The following is a 14017-nucleotide window of genomic DNA, read 5'->3' as shown; positions in this document are numbered from 1 at the left end:
GAATCGGTAGCGGGACGAACGTGGTGAACGAAAGAGGGGCGGGACCAGGGTGAGCGCGTCAGGCACGGCTGCGGCCGGGAGGGTCGAGCACATGCTGCGCCAGGTGGCACCCGGACGCTACGACGCGTACGAGCAGCTGCTGCACGCCCTCGCCGACGGTGAGCTCTGGATGCTGCTCTGGCACGGCTCTCCCGGCTCGCCCGAGGCCCAGTACGGGAACATGGAGGTCGACGGCTTCGGCTACGCGCCCTGCGTCACCTCCGCCCAGGAACTCGCCGCCTCCGGATGGAACCGCGCCCACGAGCTCGTCACCGGCCGCGAGATCGCCCGCGCCCTCTACCCCGACCGCTGGGGCGTATGGCTGAATCCGCACGCCCCCGGCGGCGGTGTCGGCGTCCCCTGGGCCGATCTGCGCCGGATCGCCACCGGCCTCGACCGGATGCCCGCCGGGCCGCTGCGGGTCACCGAGCCCGCCCTGGAGATCCCGCAGTTCTACGCCCTGCTCACGCAGAACGCGCACCGCACCCCGGCCGTCCGGGCGCTGCGCCGCGGCTGGGTGCAGCCCGCGCTCGGCTCCCCGTACCTCGCCATCGGTCTCGATCTGTACGACAGCTCCGCGGCGGCCGTGGACACGGTCCGCGCGATGATGCGCCAGTCGATCGGCGCCGTACCCGAAGGACTGCCCGTCTCGACGGTCGCGCTCTCCGACGCGTACGACCCGGTGGCCCTCTGGCTGCGGGCGAACGGGCGGCCCTTCTACGACCGCGAGGCGCACGCCGGGCGCGGCTCCGCGCCCGCCCCCGGGTACGGCTACCCGCCGCCGGCCCCGTCCGGATACTGAGACGCACCCCTTCCCCCTTCGTGTCCCACCGGCCTCCGGAGTTCCCTCCGGAGGCCGTCGTTCACCCCAATTCATCACGGCGAACGCCCGGTTGAGCGACATGTCCGATTGGGGGGAAGAGGCCCCGAGATGGTCCGCTCAGGTGATCGCGACGTCCGGATAACGGAAGTCGCAGCACCGCATCACGTTTGAGCAAACATTCCCCGTCAGGGCTGGCGGGTGATCGTGAACGCATTGAAGACTCCCCGGAACACCGGGCGTTCGGCTCCTTTCGAGCAGGTGCCCAGCAGGTTGTTCCACCGAGCCGCTACCCGCGGCGGGCAAGGGCCGGCTACCGGCGGCCGAGAGGGGTCCTCACCACGATGACGGCACCACTGCACGAGACGAGTGCGGGCGAGTCGACCGCCACCGTCGTCGCCGCGCCCGACGCACCCGGCACACCGGACAAGTCCGGCGGCTCCGCCAAGGCGATCGAGGGCCGCTCGCCCTGGAAGATCGCCTGGACCCGCCTCAAGCGCGACAAACTGGCCCTCGCGGGCGCCTTCGTCGTTCTCTTCCTCGTCCTGGTCGCGCTCTTCGCCCCGGTCATCGTCGGCCTCCTCGGCCACCCGCCGGACGAGTTCCACGAGGACCAGATCGACCCCCTCTTCGGCACCCCGATCGGCTCCTGGGGCGGTGTCAGCTCCGAGTTCCTCTTCGGCGTCGAGCCCGTCAACGGCCGCGACGTCTTCAGTCGCATCGTCTACGGCACCCGGATCTCGCTGCTCGTCGCCGTCGCGGCGGCGGTCTTCGCCGTCGTCCTCGGCACCGTCCTCGGCATCGTCGCGGGCTACTTCGGCGGCTGGATCGACGCGGCCCTCAGCAGGGTCATGGACGTCATGCTCGCGTTCCCCCAGCTGCTCTTCACGATCGCCCTGGTCTCGGTCCTGCCGAACTCGCTCCTCGGCCTCGACGGCTCAGGCGTCCGCATCGCCGCCCTGATCGTGGTCATCGGCTTCTTCGGCTGGCCGTACGTGGGCCGCATCGTCCGCGGCCAGACCCTCTCGCTGCGCAACCGCGAGTACGTCGAGGCCGCCCAGAGCCTGGGCGCCGGCCGGATCTACATCCTGCGCCGCGAGCTGCTGCCCAACCTGATCGCCCCGATCACGGTCTACGCGACCCTCATGATCCCCACCAACATCCTCACCGAAGCGGCGCTCAGCTTCCTCGGCGCGGGCGTGAAGCCCCCCACCGCATCGTGGGGGCAGATGCTGTCGACGGCCATCACCACCTACGAGGCGGACCCGCTCTTCATGGTGATCCCGGGCCTCGCGATCTTCATCACCGTTCTGGCGTTCAACCTCTTCGGCGACGGCGTGCGTGACGCGCTCGACCCGAAGGGCTCCCGCTGACCGTTCGCCGACACGCAAGACCCGCCCCTGCCGCTGGCGACAGGAGGCCCACCCCAAATCGGCGGACCGCCGTATCGGCCGCCACTACCCGGAGGTTGCGAGACCCATGATGAGCTCTCAGAGGCGCAGAATCGCCGCAGGCGCGCTGCTCGCGGCGGCCACGATGGTCGTCACCACCGCCTGCGGCGGCGGCACCGAGACCGGTGGCGACAAGGGCAAGACCGGCGCGGCCGGCTTCAACGCCGCCGTGAACAAGGTCGCCAACGCCTCCGACAAGAAGGGCGGCGAGCTGAAGTTCATCGGCTCGCAGGACGCGGACTTCTGGGACCCGCAGCGCGGCTACTACGGCTTCATGTGGGACTTCTCCCGCTACTACACGCGCCAGCTGGTCACCTTCAAGGCCGAGCCGGGCGCCGCCTCCACCGAGCTCGTCCCGGACCTCGCCACCGACGCCGGCAAGGTCTCGGCCGACGGCCTCACCTACACCTTCACCCTGAAGGACGGGGTGACCTGGGAGGACGGCAAGCCGATCACCTCCAAGGACATCAAGTACGGCATCGAGCGCATCTGGGCCCAGGACGTCCTCTCCGGCGGCCCGATCTACCTCCAGCAGGTCCTCGACCCCAAGGGCGAGTACAAGGGCCCGTACAAGGACACCTCCGCGGACAAGCTCGGCCTCAAGGCGATCGAGACCCCGGACGACAAGACCATCATCTTCAAGCTGCCGGTCGCCAACGGTGACTTCCTGCAGATGCTGGCCATGCCCGCCGCCTCCCCGGTCCGCCAGGACAAGGACACCAAGGCCAAGTACACCCTGAAGCCGTTCTCGTCCGGCCCGTACAAGTGGGAGTCCTACACTCCCAACAAGTCCCTCAAGCTCGTCCGCAACGACAAGTGGGACGCCAAGACGGACACCGTCCGCAAGGCGCTCCCGGACAAGATCAGCGTCACGTTCACCACGAACGCCGACGACATGGACAACCGCCTGATCGAGGGCGAGTACGACCTCGACCTCAACGCGACGGGCATCGGCTCCGCCGCCCGCCAGAAGGCGCTCCAGCAGCACAAGGGCAACATCGACAACCCGCAGACGGGCTTCATCCGCTACGCGGTCTTCCCGCAGACGGTCATCCCCAACATCGAGTGCCGCAAGGCGATCATCTACGCGGCCGACTCGAAGTCCCTCCAGACCGCCCGCGGCGGCCCGCAGGCCGGTGGCGACATCGCCACCAACATGCTGCCGCCGGCGATCAAGGGCGCCGACCCGAAGGCCGACCCGTACGGCAAGCTCGCCGGCGCGCCGGACCTCGCCAAGGCGAAGGAAGCGCTGAAGAAGTGCGGTAAGCCGAACGGTTTCAAGACCACCATCGCGGTCCGCAACAACAAGAAGATCGAGATCGCGACCGCCGAGTCCCTCCAGCAGTCGCTGAAGGCCGTCGGCATCGACGCCCAGATCGACCAGTTCGACGGCGCCCAGACCTCCGGCATCATCGGTTCGCCGAAGGTCGTCAAGGACAAGGGCTACGGCATCATCATCATGGGCTGGGGCGCCGACTTCCCGACCGGCCAGGGCTTCCTCCAGCCGCTGGTCGACGGCCGCTTCATCCTCCAGAGCGGTAACAACAACTTCTCCGAGCTGAACGACAAGGCCGTCAACGGCCTGTTCGACCAGGCGCTGAAGGAGACCGACCCGGCGAAGGCCGGCGAGCTCTACAAGCAGATCAACACCAAGGTCTCGGAGGCCGCGGTCTACCTGCCCTTCACCCACGAGAAGAACATCATCTGGCGCAGCTCCCGGCTGACCAACGTGTACACGGCGGACGCCTACAACGGCCGCTACGACTACGCGTCGCTCGGCGTCGTCAAGTAATCCGCTCCGTTTCACCGGCGCACCACCCGCCGCCAGGTCCGAAGGGCAGGTGATGGCCGAGGGCGGCGGCCGGGGGACCCGATCGGGTCCCCCGGCCGCCGACCGGCCGACCGCATGCTTGCATACATAGTCCGACGGCTCTTCGCAGTCGTCGCGATGCTGCTCGTCGTCACCCTCGTGACGCTCAGCATCTTCTTCCTCATCCCCAAGATGACCGGCAGTGACCCTGCCGCGATGTTCGTCGGCAAGCAGGCGGATCCGGCTGCCATCGAGGCCGTCCGGCAGAAGCTGGGTCTGGACGAGCCGCTCCTGGTCCAGTTCTGGCACTTCGTCTCCGGCATCTTCGTCGGACGTGACTACACCGGTGGTGGCGACACCATCCACTGCGCGGCGCCCTGCTTCGGCTACTCGTTCCGCAGTGAGCAGGACGTCTGGTCGATGCTGGTCGAGGCCTTCCCCGTCACCCTCTCCATGGTGATCGGTGCCGCCGTGCTGTGGCTGGTCCTGGGTGTCTCCACGGGTGTCGTCTCCGCGCTCAAGCGGGGCACGGTCATCGACCGCGTGGCGATGATCACGGCGCTCTCGGGCGTCTCGCTCCCCATCTTCTTCACCGCCATGCTGGCGATGCTGGTCTTCCGCACCCAACTGGACTGGGTCGACGCCACGTACGTGCCGCTCTCCGAGTCCTTCGGTGGCTGGTTCGGCGGACTGCTGCTGCCCTGGGTGACGCTCGCCTTCCTGTACGCGGCGATGTACGCGCGGCTCACCCGCGCCACCATGCTGGAGGTCCTCGGTGAGGACTACATCCGCACGGCCCGGGCCAAGGGCCTGCCGGAGTCGGTCGTGCTCGGCAAGCACGCCATGCGCTCCACGATGACCCCCATCCTGACCATCTTCGGCATGGACCTCGGCGCCCTCGTCGGCGGCGCGATCCTGACCGAGACCGCGTTCAGCCTCCACGGGCTGGGCGCCCTGGCCATCCGAGGCGTCAACGAGCGCGACCTGCCGCTCATCCTGGCCGTCACGCTCATCACCGCCGCGTGCGTCGTCGTCGCCAACCTCGTGGTGGACCTGCTGTACGCGGTGATCGACCCCCGAGTGAGGCTCGCATGACGGACAAGCTGACGAAGACCGGCGCGGCGGTGGGAGAACCCGTCGCCACCGGGAAGTCCGCCGGGAAGTCAGCCCCCTCGGACGCCTTCCTCGACGTACGCGACCTGAAGATCCACTTCCCGACCGACGACGGTCTGGTCAAGTCGGTCGACGGTCTCAGCTTCCAGCTGGAGAAGGGCAAGACCCTCGGCATCGTGGGCGAGTCCGGCTCCGGCAAGTCGGTCACCTCGCTCGGCATCATGGGCCTGCACACGGTCGGCCAGTACGGCCGGCAGAAGGCGAAGATCTCCGGCGAGATCTGGCTCAACGGCCGCGAGCTGCTCTCGGCCGACCCGGACGAGGTCCGCCGGATGCGCGGCCGCGAGATGGCGATGATCTTCCAGGACCCGCTGTCCGCGATGCACCCGTACTACACGGTCGGCAACCAGATCGTGGAGGCGTACCGCGTCCACAACGACGTCGACAAGAAGACGGCGCGCAGGCGGGCCGTCGAACTCCTCGACCGGGTCGGCATCCCCGAGCCCGCCAAGCGGTTCGACAACTACCCGCACGAGTTCTCCGGCGGCATGCGCCAGCGCGCCATGATCGCCATGTCGCTCGTCAACAACCCGTCGCTGCTCATCGCCGACGAGCCGACGACGGCGCTCGACGTCACGGTCCAGGCCCAGATCCTGGACCTGATGCGGGACCTCCAGAAGGAGTTCGGCTCGGCGGTCGTCATCATCACCCACGACCTCGGCGTCGTCGCCGAGCTCGCCGACGACATCCTCGTCATGTACGGCGGGCGCTGCGTCGAACGCGGACCGGCCGAGTCCGTCTTCTACGAGCCGCAGCACCCCTACACCTGGGGCCTGCTCGGCTCGATGCCGAGGATCGACCGTGAGCAGACCGAGCGGCTCATCCCGGTCAAGGGCAACCCGCCCAGCCTCATCAACATCCCGAGCGGCTGCGCCTTCAACCCCCGCTGCCCGTACGCGGACGTCCCCAAGGGCGGCATCACGCGCACCCAGCGGCCGGAGCTGGCGCCGGCCGGGGACCGCCACTTCTCGGCGTGCCACATGCCGCAGGAGGAGCGGACCCGCATCTGGACCGAAGAGATTGCGCCGAAACTGTGAGCGACAACATGGAACCTCTGCTCAAGGTCACCGGCCTGAAGAAGCACTTCCCGATCAAGAAGGGGCTGCTCCAGCGCCAGACCGGCGCCGTCAAGGCGGTCGACGGGATCGACTTCGAGGTCCTGCCCGGTGAGACCCTCGGCGTCGTCGGCGAGTCCGGCTGCGGCAAGTCCACCATGGGCCGGCTCATCACCCGGCTCCTCGAACCGACCGACGGCCGGGTCGAGTTCCAGGGCAAGGACATCTCCCACCTCGGGGTGTCGGGCATGCGCCCGTTCCGCCGGGACATCCAGATGATCTTCCAGGACCCGTACGGCTCGCTGAACCCGCGCCACACGGTCGGCACGATCGTCTCGGCGCCCTTCAAGCTCCAGGGCGTCGAGCCCGAGGGCGGCGTCAAGAAGGAGGTCCAGCGGCTCCTCGGCCTGGTGGGCCTCAACCCCGAGCACTACAACCGCTACCCGCACGAGTTCTCCGGCGGCCAGCGCCAGCGCATCGGCATCGCCCGCGCGCTGGCGCTGAAGCCGAAGCTGGTCGTCGCGGACGAGCCGGTGTCGGCCCTCGACGTCTCCATCCAGGCGCAGGTGGTCAACCTCCTGGACGACCTCCAGCAGGAGCTCGGCCTCACGTACGTGATCATCGCCCACGACCTGTCGGTCATCCGGCACGTCTCGGACCGCATCGCGGTCATGTACCTGGGCAAGATCGTGGAGCTCGCGGACCGCAAGTCCCTGTACGAGAACCCGATGCACCCGTACACCCGGGCCCTGATGTCCGCGGTTCCGATCCCGGACCCGCGCCGCCGGGGCGCGAAGAGCGACCGCATCCTCCTCACCGGAGACGTGCCGTCCCCGATCGCCCCGCCGCCGGGCTGCCGCTTCCACACCCGCTGCTGGAAGGCCACGGACCTCTGCAAGACCCAGGAGCCGCCGCTCGTGGAACTCCGCCCGGGCCAGCGCGTGGCATGCCACCACCCGGAGAACGCGGAGCTGCTGACGATCCCGGGGGCGAGGGAGTCGGTGGAGATCACGAAGGCGGAGACGAAGCCGGAGGCAAAGGCCGAGGCGGAGGCCAAGGCCGAGGTCGAGACGCCGGCGTCGGCGAACGCGGACGCAGACGCGGACGCGCCGACCGAGGGCGGCGACGCGCCGAAGGCGTAGCGACGCCGCAACGCCCTTGGAGGCCCCCGCCGCCGCACGGCGACGGGGGCCTCCGGCGTGCCCGCCGGGCCGGCGGGGGTTCGGGGGGCGGAGCCCCCGGTCCCGTCAGGGTCCGGGGGCGGTCGGGGGGAGGGGTCCCGGCCCCCACGGGCGCAACCGGCACAATTGGGCGGTGCTCCACGACCTGTTCACCCCCTCCGTCCAACACGCCCTCGATCTCGTCGGCATCTTCGTCTTCGCCATCTCCGGCGCCCTCCTCGCCGTCCGGAAGAACTTCGACGTCTTCGGCATCGCGGTCCTCGCCGAGGTCACCGCCCTCGGCGGCGGTCTCCTGCGCGACCTGATCATCGGCGCCGTACCGCCGGCCGCCTTCACCGATCTCGGCTACTTCGTCATGCCCCTGGTCGCGACGGTCCTCGTCTTCTTCCTCCACCCGGAGGTCGAGCGGACCCAGACCGCCGTCAACGTCTTCGACGCGGCCGGTCTTGGCCTGTTCTGCGTGACCGGTACGACGAAGGCGTACGACTACGGGCTCGGCCTCACCTCCTCCGCCGCCCTGGGGCTCGCGACCGCCGTCGGCGGCGGCGTCCTGCGCGACGTGCTCGCCAACGAGGTGCCCTCGCTGCTGCGCTGGGACCGGGACCTGTACGCGGTCCCGGCGATCGTCGGGGCGGCCATGGTGGTGCTGTTCATCCGGTTCGACGCGCTGAACGCGTTCACCAGTGGCGCCGCCGTCCTGACCGCCTTCCTCCTCCGCCTGCTCGCGATGCGCTACCACTGGCGCGCCCCCCGCGCCTGGAACCGGCGCTCCTCCGCCCGCGAGGAGCCGGAAAAAGCTACCGCTCAGTAGGTAGCTGCGGTACCGTCGAAACCATGAGCACGAGCACCGAGACGAGCCCCGAAGCGAGCTCCGCGCCGGCGGCCGCGACGGACACCACGACGGAGCCCGCGACCGGCCCCGCGCCGAGCGAGTTCGACCGCGACACCGCCGTCACCCTCCGGGAGCCCGGCGTCTACGACGCCGACCTGTCCGCCGGCTGGACGATCATCCACGCGGTCAACGGCGGCTACCTCCTCGCTCTCCTCGGCCGCGCGCTCGGCGAGCACCTCCCGCACCCCGACCCGTTCACGATCTCGGCGCACTACCTCACGCCCTCCGTGCCGGGCCCCGCGGTGATCAGGACGGAGACGGTCCGTACGGGCCGGACACTGTCCACCGGGCAGGCCTCCCTCTTCCAGTACGCCGAGGACGGCACCGAGGTCGAGCGCATCCGGGTCCTCGCCTCGTACGGGGATCTCGACGCCCTCCCCGACGACGTCCGCACCACCGCGACGCCCCCGGCGATGGCCCCGATCGAGAACTGCTTCAGCGCCGCCGACAACCCGGCCCCGAGGATCCCCGGCTCCTCCGCCATCGCCGACCGGCTCGACCTCCGCCTCGACCCGGCCTGCGTCGGCTGGGCGGTCGGAGCACCCTCGGGCAAGGGCGAGATGCGGGCCTGGTTCGGCCTCGCCGACGGCCGCGAGCCCGACGCGCTGACCCTGCTCCTGACGGTCGACGCCCTGCCGCCGACCTCCTTCGAGCTGGGCCTCAAGGGCTGGACCCCCACCGTCGAGCTGACGACCCACGTCCGCTGCCGCCCGGCCCCCGGTCCGCTGCGGGTCTCCATCACCACCCGCAACCTGGCGGGCGGCTTCCTGGAGGAGGACGCGGAGGTCTGGGACAGCGCGGACCGCCTGGTGGCCCAGTCCCGCCAGCTGGCCCGCGCCCCGCGCGACTGATTCGTACGAAGGACGAGGGCCCCGGACACCCGGGGCCCCGACGCGGACGGCACTCCGGGCCCTCCACGGTCAGGCGCCGAGGCGGGCGGCACTCCCGGGCCGCCCCACCGTCCGGAAGTCACTCGGGCGCCCGGGCCGGCCCCCGAAACCGCCCCCGGGCAGCGGCGTAATCAGGCCACCCGCAGGGCCCGCCATCACGGGCTCGTAGAATCGACCCACCATGGCTTACCTCGACCACGCCGCGACCACGCCCATGCTCCCCGAGGCGATCGAGGCGATGACCGCCCACCTCGCCGTCACGGGCAACGCCTCCTCCCTGCACGCCGCCGGACGGCGCGCCCGGCGGACCGTCGAGGAAGGGCGCGAGACGCTCGCCGCCGCGCTCGGCGCGCGGCCGAGCGAGGTCGTCCTCACCTCCGGCGGCACCGAGGCCGACAACCTCGCCGTGAAGGGCCTCTACTGGGCCCGCCGCGACGCCGACCCCCGCCGCACCCGCGTCCTGGCCAGCCCGGTGGAGCACCACGCCGTGCTCGACGCCGTCGACTGGCTCGCCACCCACGAGGGCGCCACCGTCGAGTACCTCCCCGTCGACCGCCACGGCCGCGTCCACCCCGATGCCCTGCGCGAGGCCATCGCCCGGGACCCCGACTCCGTCGCCCTGGCCACCGTCATGTGGGCGAACAACGAGATCGGCACGATCATGCCGGTCCGTGAACTCGCCGATGTCGCCGCCGAGTTCGGCGTCCCCCTGCACGCCGACGCGGTCCAGGCCGTCGGTCAGGTCCCGGTCGACTTCGCCGCCTCAGGGCTCGCCGCGATGACCGTGTCCGGCCACAAGATCGGCGGCCCCTACGGCATCGGCGCCCTGCTCCTGGGCCGCGAGCAGACCCCCGTACCCGTACTGCACGGCGGAGGCCAGGAGCGGCACGTCCGCTCCGGCACCCTCGACGTGCCGGCCGTCGCCGCGTTCGCCGTCGCCGCCCGGCTCGCCGCCGAACGGCGCGAGGAGTTCGCCCGCGAGGTCGGCGCGCTGCGCGACGAGCTCGTCGCCGCCGTCCGCGCGGTCGTCCCCGACGTGATCCTCGGCGGCGACCCGGTCGAGCGGCTCCCCGCCAACGCCCACTTCACCTTCCCCGGCTGCGAGGGCGACTCCCTGCTCCTGCTGCTCGACGCCGCCGGGATCGCCTGCTCCACCGGTTCGGCCTGCACCGCCGGCATCGCCCAGCCGAGCCACGTCCTGCTGGCCACCGGCACCGACCCTGACCTGGCCCGGGGCACCTTGCGCTTCTCCCTCGGCCACACCTCCACCAAGGAGGACGTCGCGGCGGTCGCCGGGGCGATCGGCCCGGCCGTCGAACGGGCCAGGACCGCCGGCCTCACGTGAGCCGCGAGCACGCGGGCGCGTGAGCCCCGTCCAGGGCCCCGGCCCTCACACGCGTGTCTTGGACGCCTCACGCACCAGCTTCATGTAGCGGTCCCAGTCCCAGTGCGGCCCCGGGTCGGTGTGGTCGGTGCCCTCGACCTCCACGTGCCCGATGACGTGCTCCCGGTCCACGGGTATCCCGTGCCGGGCGCATATGTCGGCCGTGAGCCGCGCCGACCCCGCGTACATCGCCGCCGTGAAGTCCTGCGGCCGGTGGACGAAGCCCTCGTGCTCGATGCCGATGCTGCGCTCGTTCATGTCGCGGTTGCCGGCGTGGAAGGCGACGTCGAGCTCGCGGATCATCTGCGCCACATGACCGTCCTTGCGGACGACGTAGTGCGTGGCGGCGCCGTGCCCCGGATTCTTGAAGACCTTCAGGGCCGTCGCGTAACTGCCCTGGACGACATGGATCACGACCCGGTCGATCCGGTAGTCGTCCGGCCGGTCGGCCCGCCGCCAGTTCGCCCGCGCGGCCGAGGTCCACTCGGCCGCCCGGTGGTCGAGCTCGCCCTCGACCCGCTTCTTCTCCATCCCCGGCAGGCGCCACCAGGCGCGCGCCAGCTCGTCCCTGGCCAGTACGGCGGCGCCGATCACCGCCGCACCGCCGCCGAGCAGCACCGCGCGCCGCCCCACCCGCCTGCTGGACCCGTCCGACTGGTCCGCCCCGCTCGACTCGCTCCCCATGCCACCCAGAACGCTTACTACCGCGACTGTGGTTCCCGGCGCCCCGTACCCTGGTAGGGCTATGACTCAGACCCCGCCCCAGCGCCCCCGCACCCAGCCCCTCCGGGTACTCGCCGCCATGTCGGGTGGAGTGGACTCCGCCGTCGCCGCCGCCCGCGCCGCAGAAGCGGGCCACGACGTCACCGGCGTGCACCTCGCCCTCTCCGCGAACCCGCAGTCCTTCAGGACCGGAGCGCGCGGCTGCTGCACGATCGAGGACTCCCGTGACGCGCGCAGGGCCGCCGACGTCATCGGCATCCCCTTCTACGTGTGGGACCTGGCCGAGCGGTTCCGGGAGGACGTCGTCGACGACTTCGTCGCCGAGTACGAGGCCGGCCGCACCCCCAACCCGTGCCTGCGCTGCAACGAGAAGATCAAGTTCGCGGCGCTGCTCGACAAGGCGCTCGCCCTCGGCTTCGACGCGGTCTGCACCGGCCACTACGCGACGGTCGTCCTGAACGAGGACGGCACCCGCGAGCTGCACCGGGCCTCCGACATGGCGAAGGACCAGTCGTACGTCCTCGGCGTGCTCGACGAGAAGCAGCTGGCGCACGCGATGTTCCCGCTGGGCGACACCCTCACCACCAAGGACGAGATCCGGGCCGAGGCCGAGCGTCGCGGGCTCGCGGTCGCGAAGAAGCCCGACAGCCACGACATCTGCTTCATCGCCGACGGTGACACCCAGGGCTTCCTGGCCTCCCGCCTGGGCAAGGCCGAGGGCGACATCGTCGACGAGGCCGGTACCAAGGTCGGCACCCACGAGGGCGCGTACGGCTTCACCATCGGCCAGCGCAAGGGCCTGCGGATCGGGCACCCCGCGGCGGACGGCAAGCCCCGCTACGTCCTCGACATCTCGCCCGTGAACAACACGGTGACGGTCGGCCCCGTCGAGGCCCTGGACGTCACCGGCCTGACGGCGATCAAGCCCCGCTGGTGCGGCACCGCCCCGGAGGGCGAGGGCCGCTACACGGCCCAGCTCCGCGCCCACGGCGGCGAGACCGAGGTGACGGCGTCCCTGACGGACGGCGAACTCACCGTCGCCTTCACCGAGCCGGTGCGGGGCGTGGCCCCCGGCCAGGCGATCGTCCTCTACGACGGCACGCGCGTGGTGGGCTCCGCCACGATCGCGACGACGACCCGCCGCACGGTGGAGCAGGGCGCGACGGCCTAAGCCGCCTCGCTCGTCTCCCGTTCCTCCGCCAGGAACTCCTCCAGGACCGGGGCCAGGACGTGCGGGGCCACCTCGTGCGTCTGGCCCGTCAGGGTGCGGTGGCGGGCCCGGGGGAGGGCGGCCGTCAGGGCACGGGCCGCGCTACGGGACCCCGCCGGGCTCGCGCCCCCGTCGACCACCAGTACGCGCGCGTGGACCCGGGCGAGGTGCCGCGCCGGAACCGTCCCGTCGCCGAGGACGGCATGGTCGTACGCCAGGGTGTGCGCGAGTTCCACGACGCCCGGCCGCAGCTCCGGAGGCACCGCCGAGTCGGCGAGGAACAGGTCGAGCGCCGCGCCCCGCCGCCCCCGGTCGAGCAGCGCCGCCGCCCCGCGGTACCGCGCCGCGGCCTCCGGCGAGTAGGGCGGCTCGTACACCGACACGGGCCCGGCCGAGAGCCCGGCCGCCAGCGCTCCGAGCACCAGGGCGCCCCCCGTCCCCGTCCCGTGCAGGGCCGGCTCGCCGCCCGCCTCCGCGACCACCGCCGCCAGGTCCTCGTACTCCCGTTCCACCGCGTACGGCGCGGTGTCACCGCTCCCGCCGCGGCCCCTCCGGTCGTACGCGAGCACCGAGAAGCGCCGGGCCAGCAGCAGGCCGAGCGGCCGCTCCGCCGTGGCCGTCCCCAGAGCGCCGCTCACCAGGACGAGCGGCGGCCCGTCCCCGTACCTCTCGTACGCGATCGGCGTCCCGTCCAGTGACGTGACCCGTCCCCGGAGCCTGCGCAGCGCGATGTCCACCTCGTTCATGCCAGGGCAGACCCGGCCCGTCACCGGAACTCATCGCCACACACCGGTATTTCCCGAAGAATCTTGGAAGCCGCTGGTCAGGGCCTACGGTGGGGCGATGAACATCTGTGTCTTCCTCTCCGCGGCCGACCTCGACGAGCGCTACACGGCCCCCGCGCGGGAATTCGCCCGCCTCCTCGGCAAGGCCGGCCACACGCTGGTCTGGGGCGGGTCCGACACCGGTCTGATGAAGGTCGTCGCGGACGGTGTGGAGGAGGCCGGCGGCCGGCTCGTCGGCGTCTCCGTCGACTTCCTCGCCCACAAGGCCCGCCCGCAGGCGGACCAGATGGTCATCGCCGGCGACCTGGCCGAGCGCAAGGCGCTGCTCCTCGCGAAGTCCGACGCGATCGTGATCATGGTCGGCGGCACCGGAACCCTCGACGAGGCGACCGAGATCCTGGAACTGAAGAAGCACGGCAAGCACGCGAAGCCGGTGGTCCTGCTGAACACGGCGGGCTTCTACGACGGACTGAAGACCCAGTTCCACCGCATGAACGAGGAGGGCTTCCTGCCGATCCCGCTCACCGACCTCGTCTTCTTCGCGGACGACGCCCCGACGGCACTCGCCCACCTGGAGGAGAACATCGCCTCCCGCTGATGCGAG

General features: G+C 71.2%; 13 protein-coding genes. 11 read left to right on the top strand and 2 right to left on the bottom strand.

All coding sequences use genetic code 11. The features are described from left to right. The first annotated feature begins 49 nt into the window (after positions 1 to 49). The 9 genes from IO20_RS0122050 (at position 50) to IO20_RS0122010 (ending at position 10656) form a co-directional block, all read left to right on the top strand. Complete coding sequence (locus tag IO20_RS0122050; RefSeq protein WP_030553691.1) at positions 50 to 841, top strand: enhanced serine sensitivity protein SseB C-terminal domain-containing protein; 792 nt, start codon at positions 50 to 52, stop codon at positions 839 to 841. A 362-nt stretch (positions 842 to 1203) separates the two neighbouring features. Further along, complete coding sequence (locus IO20_RS0122045; RefSeq protein ID WP_030553693.1) at positions 1204 to 2232, top strand: ABC transporter permease; 1029 nt, start codon at positions 1204 to 1206, stop codon at positions 2230 to 2232. 106 nt (positions 2233 to 2338) lie between these two features. Further along, positions 2339 to 4102: an ABC transporter substrate-binding protein gene (locus IO20_RS0122040; protein WP_030553696.1), complete on the top strand. Its 1764-nt coding sequence runs from the start codon at positions 2339 to 2341 to the stop codon at positions 4100 to 4102. Positions 4103 to 4216: 114 nt separating this feature from the next. After that, entirely contained in the window at positions 4217 to 5215 is a 999-nt protein-coding gene (locus IO20_RS0122035; protein WP_030553698.1) for an ABC transporter permease, read from the top strand. Next, positions 5212 to 6330: an ABC transporter ATP-binding protein gene (locus tag IO20_RS0122030; RefSeq protein WP_030553700.1), complete on the top strand. Its 1119-nt coding sequence runs from the start codon at positions 5212 to 5214 to the stop codon at positions 6328 to 6330. Before IO20_RS0122035 ends, IO20_RS0122030 begins: the two co-directional genes overlap by 4 nt. A gap of 8 nt (positions 6331 to 6338) precedes the next feature. Next, positions 6339 to 7490, top strand: coding sequence for an ABC transporter ATP-binding protein (locus IO20_RS0122025; RefSeq protein ID WP_051874646.1), 1152 nt, complete (start codon positions 6339 to 6341; stop codon positions 7488 to 7490). Between the two features lie 172 nt (positions 7491 to 7662). Continuing rightward, positions 7663 to 8340 carry a trimeric intracellular cation channel family protein gene (locus tag IO20_RS0122020; protein ID WP_030553704.1) on the top strand — a complete coding sequence of 226 codons (678 nt, stop codon included), beginning with the start codon at positions 7663 to 7665 and terminating at the stop codon, positions 8338 to 8340. 23 nt (positions 8341 to 8363) lie between these two features. Then, entirely contained in the window at positions 8364 to 9272 is a 909-nt protein-coding gene (locus IO20_RS0122015) for a thioesterase family protein (RefSeq protein ID WP_030553705.1), read from the top strand. A 220-nt stretch (positions 9273 to 9492) separates the two neighbouring features. Further along, the gene (locus IO20_RS0122010) at positions 9493 to 10656 is read left to right on the top strand and encodes a cysteine desulfurase family protein (protein ID WP_030553706.1); all 1164 of its coding nucleotides are present in this window, start codon (positions 9493 to 9495) and stop codon (positions 10654 to 10656) included. 45 nt (positions 10657 to 10701) lie between these two features. Here IO20_RS0122010 and IO20_RS0122005 read toward each other — a convergent pair whose 3' ends face one another. Next, a complete protein-coding gene (locus IO20_RS0122005) occupies positions 10702 to 11379 on the bottom strand; it encodes an N-acetylmuramoyl-L-alanine amidase (RefSeq protein ID WP_030553707.1) in 678 nt (225 codons plus the stop codon). A gap of 61 nt (positions 11380 to 11440) precedes the next feature. Here IO20_RS0122005 and mnmA point away from each other — a divergent pair, with 61 nt between their 5' ends. Continuing rightward, positions 11441 to 12589, top strand: a complete 1149-nt coding sequence (mnmA, locus tag IO20_RS0122000) for a tRNA 2-thiouridine(34) synthase MnmA (protein WP_030553708.1) — start codon at positions 11441 to 11443, stop codon at positions 12587 to 12589. Here the strand turns inward: mnmA and IO20_RS0121995 are convergent. After that, positions 12586 to 13374, bottom strand: a complete 789-nt coding sequence (locus tag IO20_RS0121995) for an alpha/beta fold hydrolase (RefSeq protein WP_030553709.1) — start codon at positions 13372 to 13374, stop codon at positions 12586 to 12588. The two genes, mnmA and IO20_RS0121995, sit on opposite strands and share 4 nt — an antisense overlap. Before the next feature lie 97 nt (positions 13375 to 13471). On the opposite strand from IO20_RS0121995, the gene IO20_RS0121990 reads away from it, so the two are divergent. Then, positions 13472 to 14011 (top strand): LOG family protein, encoded by a 540-nt coding sequence (locus tag IO20_RS0121990; protein ID WP_030553710.1) that lies wholly within the window; start codon positions 13472 to 13474, stop codon positions 14009 to 14011. The last annotated feature ends 6 nt before the right edge of the window (positions 14012 to 14017 follow it).

The sequence above is a fragment of the Streptomyces exfoliatus genome, assembly GCF_000725545.1.
Classification (GTDB): Bacteria; Actinomycetota; Actinomycetes; order Streptomycetales; family Streptomycetaceae; genus Streptomyces; species Streptomyces exfoliatus.
This window is presented reverse-complemented; position numbering and strand designations above follow the sequence as displayed.

What these genes read in the sequence shown, in the direction of transcription:
- IO20_RS0122045 (WP_030553693.1), top strand. Translation starts at nt 1,204, where the DNA reads ATGACGGCACCACTGCACGAGACGAGTGCGGGCGAGTCGACCGCCACC.
- IO20_RS0122040 (WP_030553696.1), top strand. Translation starts at nt 2,339, where the DNA reads ATGATGAGCTCTCAGAGGCGCAGAATCGCCGCAGGCGCGCTGCTCGCG.
- IO20_RS0122035 (WP_030553698.1), top strand. Translation starts at nt 4,217, where the DNA reads ATGCTTGCATACATAGTCCGACGGCTCTTCGCAGTCGTCGCGATGCTG.
- IO20_RS0122030 (WP_030553700.1), top strand. Translation starts at nt 5,212, where the DNA reads ATGACGGACAAGCTGACGAAGACCGGCGCGGCGGTGGGAGAACCCGTC.
- IO20_RS0122025 (WP_051874646.1), top strand. Translation starts at nt 6,339, where the DNA reads ATGGAACCTCTGCTCAAGGTCACCGGCCTGAAGAAGCACTTCCCGATC.
- IO20_RS0122015 (WP_030553705.1), top strand. Translation starts at nt 8,364, where the DNA reads ATGAGCACGAGCACCGAGACGAGCCCCGAAGCGAGCTCCGCGCCGGCG.
- IO20_RS0122010 (WP_030553706.1), top strand. Translation starts at nt 9,493, where the DNA reads ATGGCTTACCTCGACCACGCCGCGACCACGCCCATGCTCCCCGAGGCG.
- IO20_RS0122005 (WP_030553707.1), bottom strand. Translation starts at nt 11,379, where the DNA reads ATGGGGAGCGAGTCGAGCGGGGCGGACCAGTCGGACGGGTCCAGCAGG.
- mnmA (WP_030553708.1), top strand. Translation starts at nt 11,441, where the DNA reads ATGACTCAGACCCCGCCCCAGCGCCCCCGCACCCAGCCCCTCCGGGTA.
- IO20_RS0121995 (WP_030553709.1), bottom strand. Translation starts at nt 13,374, where the DNA reads ATGAACGAGGTGGACATCGCGCTGCGCAGGCTCCGGGGACGGGTCACG.
- IO20_RS0121990 (WP_030553710.1), top strand. Translation starts at nt 13,472, where the DNA reads ATGAACATCTGTGTCTTCCTCTCCGCGGCCGACCTCGACGAGCGCTAC.